Origin of the sequence: Pelagibacterium sp. H642 (assembly GCF_031202855.1) — a bacterium.
Classification (GTDB): Bacteria; Pseudomonadota; Alphaproteobacteria; order Rhizobiales; family Devosiaceae; genus Pelagibacterium.
In genome coordinates this window covers 1338577-1353921 of record NZ_CP101829.1, presented here as the reverse complement: position 1 = coordinate 1353921, position 15345 = coordinate 1338577, and the positions used below count along the sequence as shown (strand labels likewise).

Below are 15345 nucleotides of genomic sequence, written 5' to 3'. Positions count from 1 at the left end.
GACGCCACATGTCCTAAACCTTCCGCTGAACTGGCCTGGCGGACCAGTTTGTCCGTCCCCCGAATGAAGATTCAGCGCCAGGACATTGGGGTTGAACAGACGTCCGCTTCTGACCTTGATAGCTGTTGGTACGCCTTCGGCTTTTAGGGGGCTCATCGCCGCCGCATTCCCCCGTGCATCGCGAGCTCCAGAGGGAAAGTCTTCAGATTTCCTTTCTTTACCTGTTCCCGTTCGTGGTGGGGTGCTGCAAGGTAGCGGGGCACGAACTCGTGCGGTCGTTCCTGAACTTGAGGTGGCGACCAAAGGACATCGCGCTAGCGGCGGCGCGTGCCGACGATGCTAGTCTGATCATCGGGAGCGTCGCGAGTCGAGGTAGCGGATCTCGGGTCATCGACTTTGCAAGACTACACTGTGGGTGTATCCTTTCCGGCCAGTATTGGGCTGGGTGTTGTTAAACCATTGGGATGAAGTGGCGAAGCTGCCTTGATTGCTGCGGACTCTGCATAATCCGGCGTTCCATATAGTTCGAAAGTCCATGGGCTGGCTGGCTAGACAGCCCCTCACACCCGCAGGGATTATGCCGATCTCTCTGCGCGGATCACGCGCCGCAGGTGGTGTTCCCCGATATCGATATCCATTCGGATCACCGTGTTGATTTCGATCTCGATCATCGAGGCAGCTGGTGAGGTGGGCGCCGGAACGGCAACCTCATCGCGTCTTTCCACTTTGCCCCCCTTGATCGCCTCGGCGCGCCAACCAAACAACTGCTGGGGGAAAATCCCGATCCCACACGCTATGGCCGACACATCCGCTCCAGCCTCAAGACTGCGCGCCACCCTCTCAGCCTCGAAATCGTCCGACCACCGGCGTCGGAGCCGACCGGCGAAACGTTCTTTAGAGATCATTCAAGATCTTGTCTGCCGTAATGGGCAGGTGGCGGACTCGAACGCCGATAGCATCGAAGACGGCGTTTGCGATAGCCGCTGCGACGCCGCAAGCCGCCAGCGTGCCGATGCCGCGCACACCGAGCGGTCCCGCGTTGTCGTCGAACTCGTCGACGAAAGAAACATCAATGGCGGGCGGAATGTCGGCGTTGACGGGAATGGGCACCCCTGCCAAATCCTTAGAATGCCATCGGCCGTAGATGGGATCGAACTGGCTCCTCTCCATCGCTGCCATGCCCCAACCCCAGACGATACCACCAATCATTTGCGATTGAGCAGTTCGCATGTTGAGGATTCGACCGGCGCTATAGACGCCGGTCGCGCGGCGAAGGCGCATGAGGCCCAGCTGTGGATCGACCCCAACCTCGACAAAGACAGCACCGAAGCTGCGAGCCGGAAAGCCCGGCAAGCCGCTGTCGGCGTAGTTGGGAATGTCTAGGGCGCCGTCGCCCGCCAGTTCTGATACGCCAGCTTCGGCCATTACTTCCTCAATGGTGCGGGAACGTTCGCCGTGGACGATCATACCATCGCGCATGGTAACCTCGTGCGCGGCCAAACCGGCAAGCCTCGCCAAGCGCTCACGCACAACGTTAGCTGCCTTGTGCAGGGCGGTGCCGGTGCTGATCGTGGTGGCGGCTCCATAGGTTGGACCGGCATAGGGCAGGTCGGTGTCACCCGATCGCGACACGACTCGGTTCGGGTCGAGACCGAGAATCTCGGCAACGACTTGTGAGAAGACCGTTGCCGGCCCCTGTCCGACATCGGTGAAGCTTGATTCAAGTACCGCAGTACCATCAGAGCGCAGCCGGACCCGCGCAGTCGAGCCAAAGCGGGTCACGCCTTGGCTGGCGTCGGCCATCCCGTAACCGACCAGCCAATTGCCATCCCTCTGTCCACCGGGCGGCCTCGAGCGCCAGCCGAAACGCTCATCGCCGATCTGGTAGGCTTCCCGCAGCTTTTTAGATGACCATGGATTACCGCTCACCGGGTCGACCTCGGCATAGCTGGCAAGGCGCAGGTCGAGGGGATCGATGCCCAGGGCGGTCGCCAATTCATCCATCGCTGCACCCAAGGCCCATGATCCTGGCCCCTCGGCGGGCGCACGCTGATAGGTGGGGAGGGTCATATTGCCACGCCGGACGACCTGGCGATTGAAGATGTTGTCGCAGGCGTAGAAGGATCTGCTCGCTGACGTCCCGAATTCTACATAATCCTCAGTGACGCCGGTCACGTTCGATACAACGTGATCGATTCCGACAAGGCGCCCTTCGCCTGTGGCCCCTAACCGCATCCGTTGATTGATTTGTGGCTGCATCCCGACCATGCCGTACATTTGCTGGCGGGTCAGAACGAGCTTGACCGGGCGACGCACGACATAGGCGGCCTGAGCCGCCAAGACTTCATGGGGCCAGACATATCCCTTGACGCCGAAACCGCCCCCCGTGTGCTGCGAGAGCACCCGCACCTGGTTCTCGGAAATGCCAAATACTGAGGCGAGGGTCCGCTGAACCGCGCCCAGATGCTGAGTACTGTCGTAGATGGTGAGGTGGTCGCCACTCCAGGACGCCAGCACCGCGGACGGCTCCATCGGATTGGCATGACGCGACGATTGCGAGTAGACAGCGTTCGTCGCCGCCGAAGCCAACGCAAAGCCGGCCTCGATATCGCCTTTAACAAATTCGGTCTGATCGAGATAGAGATAGCCTCCGCGCTCCGGCGCCACTTCCAGGACCGATGTTTCCGGGTTCACGAATTCGCCGCGTTCGTATTGGACGCTAACGACTGCAGCGCCTGCTGTGGCCGCTTCGAGGGTCTCGGCCAAAACCATGGCAACGGGCTGTCCCTCATGCACGATCTCATCACTTTGCAGCGGTATGAATTTCGTGGCGAGTGGCGGAACCGTGACCTCCTCAAATGCCGGGCTCGGGCGGGGCATGTCGCGACCGAGAAGCACGCGGACTACGCCCGGCAAGGCGAGGGCGGAGTCGACCTCAATGGAGAGAACGCGACCAGCGGGGATGCTCGCGCTCACAAACATAGCGTGGAGTTGCCCTGGTAGGTTGTGGTCCCCGGTGAAACGTGCGCCGCCGGTGACTTTGCTGTGTCCATCGACGCGCGGGATGGAATATCCAAGGTTGCTCATCATGCCCTCGCTGCCGTTTCGATGGCGCGCAGTGTCGCATTGCGCGCTAGGGTGATTTTATAGGCGTTATGCGACAGGGGCCGTGCATCTGCGAAACCAGCAGCGATCGCCTCCGCTACTTCTGGCGAGCCAACGCGTCGGCCGGCGAGGAGGCGTTCGGCGTTGCGCAACCGCCAGGGACGCATGGCTACCGAACCAAGCGCGATGCGAGCCTCACTGATGGTGTCGCCATCCATCTGCAGCGCGACTGCTGCCGAAACGGTCGCGTACTCATAGCTTTCCCTCTCGCGAATCTTGAGGTAGGCGGAATGGGATGGCGGGCCGCCCAATTCGATGGCCGTGATTAGTTCCCCTCGAAGCAGGACATTATGCCAGGCGGGATTGCGGGTCGGCAGGACATGTAGCTCGTCGGCTGGGATGCGCCGGCTCCCTTCGGACGATTCGACCACATAGGCGGCATCGAGCGCTGCCAGTGCTACGGGCGGGTCGGCCGGATGAACAGCAACACACTCGTCGGTCCAGCCGAAAATGGCATGCCGATCGTTGATCCCGGCAAGCGCAGCGCAACCCGATCCCGGCTCGCGCTTGTTGCAAGCCGTCGGTTCGTCCGCCCTGAAATAGGGGCAGCGGACGCGCTGCAATGGATTGCCGCCGATAGTTGCCAGATTGCGAATCTGGGCCGAAGCGGCCGAAAGGATGGATTGGGAGAAGACCGAGTAGCGCTCCACAATAAGGGGGTGCTGCGCAACGTCGTTGAGCCTGGTCATTGCGCCGATGCGCACGCCGCCGTCCGGCAGTGGTTCAACACCGTCGAGGTCTTCGATGCGGCTGATGTCAACAATACGTGCCGGCTGAAGGATACCCACCCGCGCCCAGTTAAGCAGTTCGGTTCCCCCGGCAAGCGGGGTTGCTCCCTCCTCAAGCAGGGCGATGGCGTCATGGCGCGATTGGGCCTGAACGTAGCCGAAATTGTGCATCACACCATCTCCCTTGCCGCGGCTTCGACGGCGGCGGCGATCTGGGGATAGGCGGAGCAGCGGCAGAGATTTCCGCTCATCCACTCCCGGATTTCAGCGTTGGAGGCTGTGTGGCCCTCGTTGATGCAGCCTACCGCCGACATGATCTGGCCCGGCGTGCAGAAGCCGCACTGGAAGGCGTCATGGTCGATGAAGGCCTGCTGCACCGGGTGCAGCCGATCGCCCTGTGCTAATCCTTCGATGGTGACGATTTCCCGTCCGTGGGCGGAAGCCGCGAGCACCAGGCAGGCATTGACCCTTCGGCCATCGAGAAGAACCGTGCATGCTCCGCACTCGCCGCGATTGCAGCCCTTCTTGGTGCCCGTCAGCAGCAGACGCTCGCGAAGGGCATCGAGCAGAGTGACTCGGGCTTCCGTGGTCAACTGATGGGGAACACCGTTGATGGGAAGGCTGACGGCAACCGTCGATTGGAACCGACTGTCGGCATCGTGCGCCACTGCCTCGCCGACGGGCGCTACGGCCGCGATACCGGCGGCCACGGTGGCGGTGCTTGCCCGCATGAAGTCTCGACGCGATATCTTGAGGCGGTCTTCGGCCATAATCTCTCCGGTACCTAATCTTGGGCACACGCGATGCGCTGGCGCGTACGCGGTCATCGGGTAACCGGAGAAAGCGACGGATCGGGGTGAGAGGCTCGTTCCCAACAGCCCGTCCACGGAGGCATCGCCCTCCATTTGACAGACAGCAGAAGCTCAACGCCTCAAGTGTTCTACCCTTCCGCCGCATTCCCAAGTCTAAATACCGATTGACGAAAAAAGGATAGTCGCTTGTCTGGAGCCCGCCCATGCTGGTTCGTCTGAAACTTCTTCGGCATCGTCCGAATGCTTGAAGATCCCCTTTCCGAGGTCCTGACCTTTCGAGCCATAGAGTTAGCGTATCGTCCAGCTTCGATGCTCGGTTGACCGAGATGCCGCGCCCCGCCAGTTCCTTTGACGGGGCGCTCGCGTCATGGACCTGGGGTCGCCTTGATCTGGGCATAGGCCCCCGTGCCCGGCGGAGGCGAGTTGATGATGCTGGAGGCGAGGCTGTTGATCCGGCCGCCATCTCGCGTGCGCGCCTGGCCTTGCGCAGGCCGTTGAAGCTGCCCTTGAGGTTGGCGGCGATCACGGAGTCGAGCGCCTCGGCGGTTACGTCGGCGAAGGCCGCGACCGCATGGTTAGCCGCGCGCTATCATTTTATGCCGACAACGACCGTCTGGCCGGTCCGTCGAACGAAACCCCCGTCATGCGGATCGCCTCGTCCCAGAGACGCGCGGCGACCTGCGGATTCCTGGCCTGATCGACAACCTTTGCCGGAACGGGATTTCCGCGCGTCTCGCCCATGCGGTCGGGGCCGTAGTAGCCGCCGGGCCGGGCATTCTCCGAGGTGGCCGCGTAGAGGCTTGGCAGTGCGCCTTGTGCCACCGGCTGGAACAGGAACGGCAGGTAGGTCCGCATGAGGCTGCTGAAATGCCAGCGTTCTGCGGAGTTGGTAATGAGATCGCTGCGCGAGACACCGGGATGCGCGCCAATGCTTTCGACCCCCCAGCCACCCGCTTCGCTGCGCCGTTGCAATTCGAAGGCGAACAGGACGCAGGCCAGCTTGGATTGGCCGTAGTTGACCATCGGCTTGTAGGCGCGCTCTGCATTAAGATTGGTAAAGTCGATGGAACTGCTGTTCGCGGCGATGCTTCCCAGGGTGATGACGCGCGGCTTGTGTCCCTGCCGGAGCAGGGGCATCAGATGAGCGGTTAGCGCGAAGTGCCCGAGGAAGTTGGTCCCGAACTGCAATTCGAACCCGTCCTTGGTCAGACGCTTGTCCGGCGGAGCCATGACGCCGGCGTTGTTGATCAGGAGATCGCGGCGGTCATGTTCCAAACGCAACCGCTCGCCGAGCGCCGCGACCGAGGCCAAGTCGGCGAGGTCGACCTGTTCGAAAGAGACATCGGCCGAGAGCGTCGCGGCCCGGATGCGATCAACCGCAGCTCTGCCGGCGGCCGGATTTCGGCCCGACAGCATGACTGTGGCCCCGGCTCTCGCCATCGCGACGGCCGTCTCGTAGCCGATGCCACCCGTCCCGGTGATCACCACCGAGCGGCCTTTCAGGGCGGGAAGGTCTTTAATGGTCCATTTGCTCATTTGCGTGTCCTTGAAATGCAGTTCGGTCCCTGCCGCCATTGGTCTGAACTAGATGGACGCGGTGACGGTGCTGCGCATGCCCGAACCGGGCAAAGACTTGCCTAAAACTACAAAGCTCTTGCGCGGCACGCGTGCTTCCTCCAGATTTTCCGTCTGAGGTTGTGCAAAGGAATTGGCCGTGGAATCCGAACTCGTCAGCGCCTTGTCCGAATACGTCGCGGCCAATGGCGGGGCTGACGCCCTGTCCTTCACCCCGCTGGACGGCGTCGTGGTCCTGTGCAGCACACAGACGAGGCTGCCGTTCCGAAGGATGTATAAGCCGTCGCTCTGCGTTGTTGTGCAAGGGGCGAAACGGATAGAAGTCGCCGATCGGGCCTTGGATTATGCCGCCGGAAGCGCCCTGGCCGTAAGCGTCGAGGTGCCGGCATACGGCGGTGTGACGCAGGCGAGCAAGGAGAAACCGTTCCTCGGACTGACGATCGATTTCGACACCGAACTGATGCGCGCCGTGCTGGAGCGGCTTCCCGAACCGCCGATTGCCCAGTCATCGGGGACCGGCCTCTTCGTCGAAACGCTCAGTGAGGCGCAGCGGGATTGCATAGCGCGGCTGGTCAGGCTGTTCAGCATGCCCAAGGCAGTTCCCGTTCTCTACCCCGCAATCATCAAGGAACTGTACTACTGGCTCCTGACGGGGCCAAACGGTACGGAACTCGGTAAGATGGTGCAATCGGACGGTCACGCCCGCCGAATCGCCGACGCGATCATTCACATGCGCCAGGACTTCAAGCGGCAGTGGCGAATCGCGGAACTGGCCGAGGTCGCATGCATGAGCTCTTCCTCCTTTCACCAGCACTTCAAGACGCTGACCTCAATGACGCCGTTGCAGTACCAGAAGCATCTGCGGCTGATGGAGGCTCGGCGGCTCATGGTGACCGAAGCAGCGAACGTCACCAGGGCCGCCCTTGAGGTCGGGTATGAGAGCCCCTCGCAATTCAGTCGGGAATATTCCCGCCTGTTCGGCTGTTCGCCCAAGCGGGACGTGACGGCATTGCGGCCTTACGGTGCCCAATTGAGCCTCTGACCTACAGGCACAGAAAGAACCGTCGACTGCCGCGGTTCGTCATGGACGCGCTTTGCGTCCCGCTTTCAAGCAGAAGACCAGAAATGCCCGAAATTCCGGTGGTTTGTGCCTGCGGCTCGGGCAATAGAGGTGCCCGCCAGGAGCTGGGCGAGAGCTCGGTCCACCCTGACAACGGGTTGTCGAATAGGGCCTCCTGCACGTAGGCGATGGCAGGCGGGCCGGTCTCGCCCCGCCGATTGCTGCAGTGACGGCATGACGCGCGCTGTTCACCGTGAGGCGGCCTTCGGGTACTCGATGTCTCTTGCCCGCGCAAATCCTCTTTTGGCGCGGATGTCTGCAAGGGCCGGTGTCAGGCGCTTCCTCAGAAGATCGTCCGCTTGAAGAGGGCGCATCTGGAGCACCTCTTCAAGCGGGCGGGCTGTCAAGACTCATCGCCGATCCGGTCACACCCCGCTCGCTGGCGACCCTGAAGCTGCCGCACGGGCAAGGGCGAGAAAGGCCTAAAGGTCGGTATGGCGCATGGTCGGAGCATTCGTGACTGGTCGCCTGCCAGACATCGAAGATCGAAGTATCGGGCAACTTTTTTCCAGCTTCGGGCATGCGGCCCGCAACAGCAGTACGCCACAATAACAGACAGCATCAGAACGGAAGAACGCCGCATGCAAGACCCGTTACCGCCACGCGCGAGCACCTTCCCAAAAAGCGCACTTTGGACACCCCTCTGGGCATCAACGGTGCTTGTCGCGGCGTCTATCGTGCTGGCAGCGCAGACGGCGCGCGCTATTCGCGCGCTCTGGAAGAGGCGAACCCCGTCTGGGACGCGCAACGCTCGACATGTTCCTGGAGGACCCGCGCGGCATCGTTCTGGACACGATGATGGCTGTTCGCATCACCGACGCGGCGCAGCGGGAGGCGATCATCGGCTTTCTCGAAACCTCCGCGGCCGGGGAGGCCGACTGATCGCGAAGCGCACGACAGCAACGAACCACAAGAGGAACCAGGATGGTCAGTCTGAACGTGAACGGTCGAACGGTAGAGGTCGACGCCAGCCCCGGTACGCCGCTGCTCTGGGCGCTTCGGGACGAGCTTAAGCTTACTGGGACGCGCTACGGCTGCGGTGTCGGGATGTGCGGCGCCTGTACCGTGCATCTGGACGGAGAGGCTAGGTTCTCCTGCCAGGTTCGGATCGGGGATGTCGAGGGCAGCGCGATCACGACGATCGAGGGTCTGTCACCCGACGGCGATCATCCGGTACAGAGGGCATGGATCGCCGAACAGGTGCCCCAATGCGGATATTGCCAGTCCGGCCAGATCATGCGCGCCGCCGCGCTGCTGTCCCGTTCCCCCAAACCGAGCCGCCAGGAGATCGTCGACGAGATGTCGGCCAACCTCTGCCGCTGCGGCACCTATTCCCGGATCATTCGCGCGATCGAACGCGCCGCACAGGAAGGTTGAACCATGTCAGCATCGCTCCTCGGCCCGACGCGACGCGGGTTTCTCAAGGGCATGGGCGCCTTGTCTTTCGCGTTCCTGAGCGGCGGCACCGTCGCAGTCTTCGGGCGCTCGGCCGAGGCCCAATCGATGCCCGGCGGGCGGATCAATGCCTGGGTGACGATCACGCCCGATGACCGCATGACGATCTTATACGGCGGCGCCGAGATGGGCCAGGGGGTCAGCACGGCGCTTCCGATGATCATTGCCGAAGAGCTTGATGCGGACTGGAGCACGGTCACCTCCGAGCAGGTCGGCAACGACTTGGCCGGGGTCTACGGAAACCCGGCCACTGGCGGTATTCTCTACACCGCCGGTAGCTACACGGTGGAGGGGTATTTCACCGCGCTGCGCCAGGCCGGCGCGCAGGCCCGGCAGATCCTGAGGCAGATGGCCGCCGCCCATTGGGGCGTACCGGCCGAGGAGGTCACGACACGCCAGGGCGCGGTGCTGCACGACGCAAGCGGGCGGACGATGAGCTATGGCCAAGTCGCCGCTCTGCCCGAGCCCGTCACGACCGTGGGGGAGGTGGCGGAAGACAGCCTGAAACCACGCTCGGACTGGACGATCATCGGCACCGATGTCGAGCGCCTCGACATTCCCGACAAGACCACCGGGGCGACACGGTACTCCATCGATGTCGACGTGCCGGAGATGGTTTACGCCGTGCAGCTTCTGGCACCGGTCGAGGGCGAGACGCCCACCGTCAATTCCGATGCGGCCGCGCGCGCCGTGGATGGGGTCGTCGACGTCATTGCCCTGCCGAATTCTGTCGCTGTCCTGGCCCGGTCCTTCTGGGCCGCCGTCGCTGGGCGCGATGCGCTTGACGTCACCTGGTCGGAAACCTCGCCGTTCCGCAACGCCGACAGCGAGGTGGAGCTCGAAAACCTTGCCTCCGTCGTCGACGACATGACCGCCGACGCTGTGGTATGGGAGAGCCGGGGCGATGAGGCAGCGGACTACGCCGCCGGAAACGTCATCTCGGCGCACTATACCACCGAGCATGTCTACCACGCGCAGCTGGAGCCCTTGAACGCCGTCGCCTCAGTCGACGACGATGGCCTCGGCGCCGAAATCTGGATCGGCACCCAGAGCCAGACTGTTTCCGTCGCCGTGGCGGCCGCCGTGCTGGGAACCACGCCCGACCGTATCCGGCTGCATGCCATGCAGATGGGTGGTGCCTTCGGGCGGCGGACGTGGTTCGCCCGTGAGATGCTGCGCGACGCACTGATCCTCTCCCGTGCCGTTGGACGGCCGGTCAAGCTGGTCTGGACCCGCGAGGACGACGTCAAGCAGGGCTGGCTGCGGGCAGCGACGGTCCATCGGTTCGACGCGATCCTCGACGACGCGGGCACCCTGACCGCCATGCGCCATCGCATCGCCGCGCCCTCGACCTTCCAGTTCGTACAGCCCGACAGGTGGGACCCTGAGGTTCGGATGGACCCGCTGATCATGGAGGGCAGCGAAACCAGGGACTACGACATTCCCGACTTCCGCGCCGAACATCTCTTGGTCCCGCGCGTCTCGCGGCTCTCGGCGTGGCGCGGAATCGGCTGGGGGCCGGTCTGCTTTGCCCGCGAATGCTTCATCGATGAACTGGCCGGGCAGGCGGGATCTGACCCGGTGGATTTCCGCCGCAGGCTGCTGGCAAATTCCCCCCGCGCGCTCAACGTGTTAGAGGCCGCGGTGTCGATGTCCGATTTCGGCAACGCACCCGAGGGCCGGGCGCACGGCATAGCCTTTGCCGGCTACAAGTCGAGCTTTGCCTCGGGTGTGGCGGAGGTCTCCTACGAGGGCGAGCGCCTTCGCGTACACCGCTTCTGGGCGGCTGTTGATCCGGGGCTCGTCATCCATCCGCAATCCTATCGCTCGCAGGTCGAGGGCGGCATATTGTTCGGGCTGTCCTCGGTCCTGGCCGAGCGGTCTTCCTTCACCCAGGGACAGATCGACCAGAACAGCTTCTACGACTACCAGCCGATCCGGATGTATGACGTTCCTGAGGTCGAGGTACGGCTCATCGACTCCGGCAATCCCCCCGGCGGCGGTGGCGAAGTCGGCGTGCCGATGACCGCACCGGCGATCGCCAATGCAGTACGCGCGCTGACGGGTGCCGCACCTGACCGCCTGCCGTTTTCACGTCGAACCTAGCAAGAGGACTGGTGATGAACGAATGGGACATTCCTGAGCCAGTCACCGAGATATTCCCCTAACGTGCTCGCCGCGTCTGCAGGCGCGGCGGGCGCTTGGGCGATCTGGCCCGCTGCCGGTCAAGATCCAGACCCCCGGAAGCGACCCTGGAGCCTACCCGGCGCCCGATGATGGCGGCGCGCCGGGCCGATCCGCGACCTCGCATCTTCGAACCGAAGAGCCCCGAATGCGACGATATTACCGATGGCCGCATGACGGTGAGGACCTTCTGGTCGGGGGCTGCATCCTGGGTCGCTGCCCTCAGGTGCCGGGCGCCCTGATCGAAATCTAGCAAGCCGATCCGGCAGCGATCAACTGCTGCTGACCGCGGACCATGCCTGCACCCTCTCGTCTACATCGAACAACTCTGGTTGCCGGGGCGCCCCGAACCCGATGTCGCCTGAGTAGGCCGGTACAGGTCCGGGGTGCTATGGTCTGCTCAGCCACGCGTGCGCGAAACATCGACCTCGGCGATGAGCTGCCGGCACTATGGCGCTAGCCCACGCGTGCGCATCGGCACCAAACAGGCGCCGTCGCGCGGGTTCGGGGGGCGGGTGGCCTGGGTCGAGGGCGCTACCAGGGGAGCGCTCCGTGCTCGGCGTGGGTAAATGTCCCGGTCGGGGTCCGGTCCTCGAGAAGTGCAAGACGCACCGCCTCCGCCGCCCCCTGTTCGACCGTGTCGGTCCCGGCAAAGCCGGTCAGCCGCGTGCGGGTATAGCCCGGTGAAACCACGTTGACCCTGATGCCCTCGGGTTCCAGCTCGATGGCCATGGCAAGGGTCAGTCCGTTCAACGCCGTCTTTGAGGCGCAATACCCGGCATCGAATCCGGAGCGGAGCGGAAAGTCCGCCTGCGCGTTGAGGGTGAGCGATCCCGCGCCGCTCGATATGTTCACGATCCGGGCACCGGGCGTCATGCGCAGCACAGGCAACATCGCCTGGTAGACCGCCAGGACGCCGAACACGTTGGTCTCCCAGATCCGGCGGATATCCTGCATGGGAATAACCGAGGGGCGGCCCGTTTGCGCCAGCTCTTCGGAGGTGACCTCTCCGGTCAGCGCGGTCGCGATGGCGGCGTTCTGAACAAGCACGTCGAGCCGTCCGAACTCGGTGCGGACACGTTCCGCAGCGGCGGTGATAGAGATATGGTCCGTCACATCAAGCTGCAGCGCGACGGCATTCGGTCCGATCTCGCGCGCGGCGACCTCTCCACGTTCGAGATTGCGGGACCCGACAAGTACTGTGAATCTGTGGGCTGCGAGCTCGGTTGCGATCTGAAAACCGATGCCCTGGTTGGCTCCGGTGACGAGTGCGACGGGCGTTGTTGACATGGATCTGCTCCTAAAGGGCGCTGTTGTAAATTGTTGATGATTGCTGCAAGAGGAGCAATGCTCCGTATCAAATATGTGGAGCGATGCTCCGCTTGACAAGCCCGGAAATCTGGCATGGTAAGGAAAGCGAACGACAGTCACGGCAACCGGCCGCTTCGCGCGGATGCGCAGCGCAGCATCGAGGCGATTGTCGCGGCTGCGGCGCAGCTTTTTGCCGAAAAGGGTGTTGACGCAACGACGCGTGAGATCGCCCAGCGGGCTGGCGTAGGCATGGGCACGCTCTATCGCAGGTTTCCGCGCCGGGCCGACCTGGTCGGCGCGGTCTTCCGCTCCGAGCTTGACACCTGCATCGCGGAGGCCGAACGGCTGCGCCGCGACAGGCCCGGTTTCGAGGCACTTGCGGAATGGATGCAGGTTTATGTTCGGTTCCTCGGCGCGAAACAGGGCCTCGCCAAGGCGGTGAGCACCGACGATCCGGTCTATATTGGGATGTATCCCCTCTTTGAGGCGCGCCTTCAACCAGCCGTCGCCGCTCTTTTTGCCAGTGCCGTGGCGGAGGGGACGGTGACGCCCGATGTTGATGCGGGCGAAATCCTCGCCGCCGTGTCGACCCTGTGCCTCTCAGGCCATGGCAATCGACCAGATCACGCGGCGCGGATGGTGGCACTGCTGATCGAGGGCTTGCGCCGCCGGCGTTGACAGCCAGTTCCTCCATCGGACAGGTCCGCAGCGGCCGCCGGTGGAGCGACTCCGTAACCAGTCAGCACGCCATGTCCTTTGTTTGGGGCGGTCACCGACCGGCGTCCGCCGAAGGTCCGACGATAAGCCTGCGCGAACGCGCTCGGCGGAGCTTAGCCGATTTCGCAGGCAATCCGTCCGATATCGTCGCCGGCCAGCAGCCGCTCCCAGGTGGAGAGATCCTCTGGGATGCCAAGGCCACCGTTGTCCGCACCGCACTTTACCATCCGGAATGCTTCAACCGACAAGTCGCGTAAGCTGGCTCGTCTGCCGTTCAGCACGCTGGCGGACTGGTCCGCTCGACTTCCCCTGGCGGCCATACTGCCGGGGCGAGCACCCCATTATGCGCTTGAAGGCGGTACTGAAGGCGCTCTCCGACTCGTAACCGAGGGATGTGGAGATCACCGACACCGGATCGCTTCCGTTCTTCAGCCGGTCCGCAGCCAACAGCATCCGCCAGCGCGTGAGATACTCCATGGGCGTCTCACCTGCCTTTTCCCGAAATTTCTGCGCAAAGCTGGAGCGCGACATTCCGGCACGCCCCGCAAGGCCCTGCAGGGTCCAGCGGTATGCTGGATCCTGGTGCATGGCGGTCATCGCCGCGCAGATTTGTTTGTCAGCTAAGGCGGCGAACCATCCGGGCTGTTCAGGCAGACCATGGCTCAGGTGGAGCCTTAGTGCCTGCACGAGCATCATATGGGCCAGGTGCTGAGCGATCAGAAAGCCGCCCGGCTGCCCGTCGCGCAATTCTTGCCTCATGCGTTCCACGGACCAGCGCAGAGCCGTCTGTTCGGCTTCTTTGCGGATATGGACAATGGGCGGCAACATCTTCAACAGCAGGCCGGTGGGGCCACCGCTAATCGTGAAGCGGCTTCCCACCAAAAACAAACCCCCGCCGCCATTGTGGGTAACGACGCCACCAGCATTTATCGGCGGAAAGATCGCCTTGGCATCAGTGGGCGGCGCCGCAAGGTCACTGGCAAGTCGGAAGGGACGCCCACTGGGCAGCACAAAACAATCCCCTGCTGTAAGGCGCACGGGTGCGGTTTCGCCTTCCACAACAAGCCAACAGCCCCCCGAGATAACCGCGTAGCATTTTATCACTGCATCCATTTCAGAAAACCGGACGGCCCAGTCCCCGCCAGCATCGAAGCCGGACGATACATAGCTGCGCGGTTTGAGAAGGGACAGAACTTCGGATAGGGGATCCATGGCATTCTGGACGGTTGCAAAGATATTGCGGATTCTACAGCATGGATCGTGCAACCTCAATCCACTAGCGTCCCGGCAGAATGTGCATCAAAGGGTCGTTCAATGGCTAGGTTAGTCGGTCCGCGCGTTTTCTGGGCAATATCGGCGATCTCGCTATTGTCGATAATGGGCTCTGCTTCCGCTCATCATGGCCTGACCGGCCGATATGACGCGAGCCAGCCATTGGGTCTCTCCGGCGTGGTCGTGCAAACCGTCTTCGCGCCGCCCCATCCCGTTTTGACCATCCGCGTGGATACTGACGAGCTTGGCGATTTCGAGGTTGGTCGGCCGGAGGAGTATTTCGGCCCGGTCATTACAAGATCCGTAGATTTGGGGGATGAGCATGCGATAGAGCTTCCACCGGTCGGCATGTTCTACGCCCTGAACGCTCGGTTACAGGTGGGGGACCGGATCACCGTTGTGGCGCTACGGAACTGTCTTGCTCCCCATCAACTCCGCAGTACCTGGCTTCGCCTCGCCGATGGCGAGATCATCTCCTACACGGGCGACTGGGCGCCAAGCGTGGACGGATGCAGCTAGATTCAATGATCGAGTGGGTCGAAGCGTCCGACCTTGCGCGCACTATTATCACTGTTCCGTGGGCCTATCCCGCCATATCGGCTTTGCACATCATTGGCATTGCCGTGCTGTTCGGCTCGATCCTCGCCGTGGATTTGCACCTACTGCGCGTCACCAATGCGCGGCTTGACGGCCCCCCAGGCGGCCTCGTTCGCACCGCATTGATGGGTTTTATGATCGCCGCGTCTACCGGATTGCTGCTCGCCTCGGTGCGTATCGGCCACTATCTGGAGAATCCCGCTTTTCTTGCGAAAATGGCCATTATCGTCCTGGCCGGTGCCAATGCATTCTTGCTGCGTATCCTCTCGGCAAGGGGAGACGCTGCCACGTTTGTCGGCATCCCCAGTGGGCGCGTTGCGGCAACGCTGTCCATTTTCCTTTGGACGAGTGCCATTTTTTTCGGCCGCTGGATCGCCTTCACCTAGACACTGCCTGGAGCGAGAAATGT

14 protein-coding genes are annotated in these 15345 nt (G+C 62.9%); 7 read left to right on the top strand and 7 right to left on the bottom strand.

Annotated features, from left to right (window positions below; all coding sequences use genetic code 11):
- Positions 1-575 precede the first annotated feature (575 nt).
- From NO934_RS20625 to NO934_RS06670, 5 genes are all read right to left on the bottom strand, one after another.
- Positions 576-905, bottom strand: coding sequence for a transposase (locus tag NO934_RS20625; RefSeq protein ID WP_375143278.1), 330 nt, complete (start codon positions 903-905; stop codon positions 576-578).
- The gene (locus NO934_RS06685; protein ID WP_309163066.1) at positions 895-3087 is read right to left on the bottom strand and encodes a xanthine dehydrogenase family protein molybdopterin-binding subunit; all 2193 of its coding nucleotides are present in this window, start codon (positions 3085-3087) and stop codon (positions 895-897) included. Before NO934_RS06685 ends, NO934_RS20625 begins: the two co-directional genes overlap by 11 nt.
- Positions 3087-4064 carry a xanthine dehydrogenase family protein subunit M gene (locus NO934_RS06680; RefSeq protein ID WP_309163065.1) on the bottom strand — a complete coding sequence of 326 codons (978 nt, stop codon included), beginning with the start codon at positions 4062-4064 and terminating at the stop codon, positions 3087-3089. Before NO934_RS06680 ends, NO934_RS06685 begins: the two co-directional genes overlap by 1 nt.
- Positions 4064-4663, bottom strand: coding sequence for a 2Fe-2S iron-sulfur cluster-binding protein (locus NO934_RS06675; protein WP_309163064.1), 600 nt, complete (start codon positions 4661-4663; stop codon positions 4064-4066). Before NO934_RS06675 ends, NO934_RS06680 begins: the two co-directional genes overlap by 1 nt.
- 636 nt (positions 4664-5299) lie before the next feature.
- On the bottom strand, positions 5300-6241 hold the full coding sequence (locus tag NO934_RS06670) for an SDR family oxidoreductase (RefSeq protein WP_309163062.1): 942 nt from the start codon (positions 6239-6241) through the stop codon (positions 5300-5302).
- A 178-nt stretch (positions 6242-6419) separates the two neighbouring features.
- Here NO934_RS06670 and NO934_RS06665 point away from each other — a divergent pair, with 178 nt between their 5' ends.
- The 4 genes from NO934_RS06665 (at position 6420) to NO934_RS06650 (ending at position 10961) form a co-directional block, all read left to right on the top strand.
- Complete coding sequence (locus tag NO934_RS06665; protein WP_309163061.1) at positions 6420-7322, top strand: AraC family transcriptional regulator; 903 nt, start codon at positions 6420-6422, stop codon at positions 7320-7322.
- Between the two features lie 834 nt (positions 7323-8156).
- Positions 8157-8282, top strand: coding sequence for a hypothetical protein (locus tag NO934_RS06660; RefSeq protein ID WP_309163060.1), 126 nt, complete (start codon positions 8157-8159; stop codon positions 8280-8282).
- 42 nt (positions 8283-8324) lie between these two features.
- Positions 8325-8777, top strand: a complete 453-nt coding sequence (locus NO934_RS06655; RefSeq protein WP_309163059.1) for a 2Fe-2S iron-sulfur cluster-binding protein — start codon at positions 8325-8327, stop codon at positions 8775-8777.
- A 3-nt stretch (positions 8778-8780) separates the two neighbouring features.
- Complete coding sequence (locus tag NO934_RS06650; protein WP_309163058.1) at positions 8781-10961, top strand: molybdopterin cofactor-binding domain-containing protein; 2181 nt, start codon at positions 8781-8783, stop codon at positions 10959-10961.
- A gap of 612 nt (positions 10962-11573) precedes the next feature.
- On the opposite strand, the gene NO934_RS06645 is transcribed toward NO934_RS06650, so the two are convergent.
- Positions 11574-12329 (bottom strand): SDR family NAD(P)-dependent oxidoreductase, encoded by a 756-nt coding sequence (locus NO934_RS06645; RefSeq protein WP_309163057.1) that lies wholly within the window; start codon positions 12327-12329, stop codon positions 11574-11576.
- A gap of 114 nt (positions 12330-12443) precedes the next feature.
- Between NO934_RS06645 and NO934_RS06640 the strand changes: the two genes are divergently transcribed.
- Positions 12444-13028 carry a helix-turn-helix domain-containing protein gene (locus NO934_RS06640; protein ID WP_309163056.1) on the top strand — a complete coding sequence of 195 codons (585 nt, stop codon included), beginning with the start codon at positions 12444-12446 and terminating at the stop codon, positions 13026-13028.
- 276 nt (positions 13029-13304) lie between these two features.
- On the opposite strand, the gene NO934_RS06635 is transcribed toward NO934_RS06640, so the two are convergent.
- Complete coding sequence (locus NO934_RS06635) at positions 13305-14279, bottom strand: AraC family transcriptional regulator (RefSeq protein ID WP_309163669.1); 975 nt, start codon at positions 14277-14279, stop codon at positions 13305-13307.
- Positions 14280-14381: 102 nt separating this feature from the next.
- Between NO934_RS06635 and NO934_RS06630 the strand changes: the two genes are divergently transcribed.
- Together NO934_RS06630 and NO934_RS06625 are read left to right on the top strand one after the other, a co-directional pair.
- Positions 14382-14858 carry a DUF6152 family protein gene (locus tag NO934_RS06630; protein WP_309163055.1) on the top strand — a complete coding sequence of 159 codons (477 nt, stop codon included), beginning with the start codon at positions 14382-14384 and terminating at the stop codon, positions 14856-14858.
- Positions 14849-15322 (top strand): DUF6644 family protein, encoded by a 474-nt coding sequence (locus tag NO934_RS06625; protein WP_309163054.1) that lies wholly within the window; start codon positions 14849-14851, stop codon positions 15320-15322. Before NO934_RS06630 ends, NO934_RS06625 begins: the two co-directional genes overlap by 10 nt.
- Positions 15323-15345: the final 23 nt, after the last annotated feature.

Bases quoted from the DNA above. Each gene is read 5' to 3' on its own strand.
- NO934_RS20625 (WP_375143278.1), bottom strand. From the start codon at position 905: ATGATCTCTAAAGAACGTTTCGCCGGTCGGCTCCGACGCCGGTGGTCG.
- NO934_RS06685 (WP_309163066.1), bottom strand. From the start codon at position 3,087: ATGAGCAACCTTGGATATTCCATCCCGCGCGTCGATGGACACAGCAAA.
- NO934_RS06680 (WP_309163065.1), bottom strand. From the start codon at position 4,064: ATGCACAATTTCGGCTACGTTCAGGCCCAATCGCGCCATGACGCCATC.
- NO934_RS06675 (WP_309163064.1), bottom strand. From the start codon at position 4,663: ATGGCCGAAGACCGCCTCAAGATATCGCGTCGAGACTTCATGCGGGCA.
- NO934_RS06670 (WP_309163062.1), bottom strand. From the start codon at position 6,241: ATGAGCAAATGGACCATTAAAGACCTTCCCGCCCTGAAAGGCCGCTCG.
- NO934_RS06660 (WP_309163060.1), top strand. From the start codon at position 8,157: ATGTTCCTGGAGGACCCGCGCGGCATCGTTCTGGACACGATGATGGCT.
- NO934_RS06655 (WP_309163059.1), top strand. From the start codon at position 8,325: ATGGTCAGTCTGAACGTGAACGGTCGAACGGTAGAGGTCGACGCCAGC.
- NO934_RS06650 (WP_309163058.1), top strand. From the start codon at position 8,781: ATGTCAGCATCGCTCCTCGGCCCGACGCGACGCGGGTTTCTCAAGGGC.
- NO934_RS06645 (WP_309163057.1), bottom strand. From the start codon at position 12,329: ATGTCAACAACGCCCGTCGCACTCGTCACCGGAGCCAACCAGGGCATC.
- NO934_RS06640 (WP_309163056.1), top strand. From the start codon at position 12,444: ATGGTAAGGAAAGCGAACGACAGTCACGGCAACCGGCCGCTTCGCGCG.
- NO934_RS06635 (WP_309163669.1), bottom strand. From the start codon at position 14,279: ATGGATCCCCTATCCGAAGTTCTGTCCCTTCTCAAACCGCGCAGCTAT.
- NO934_RS06630 (WP_309163055.1), top strand. From the start codon at position 14,382: ATGGCTAGGTTAGTCGGTCCGCGCGTTTTCTGGGCAATATCGGCGATC.
- NO934_RS06625 (WP_309163054.1), top strand. From the start codon at position 14,849: ATGCAGCTAGATTCAATGATCGAGTGGGTCGAAGCGTCCGACCTTGCG.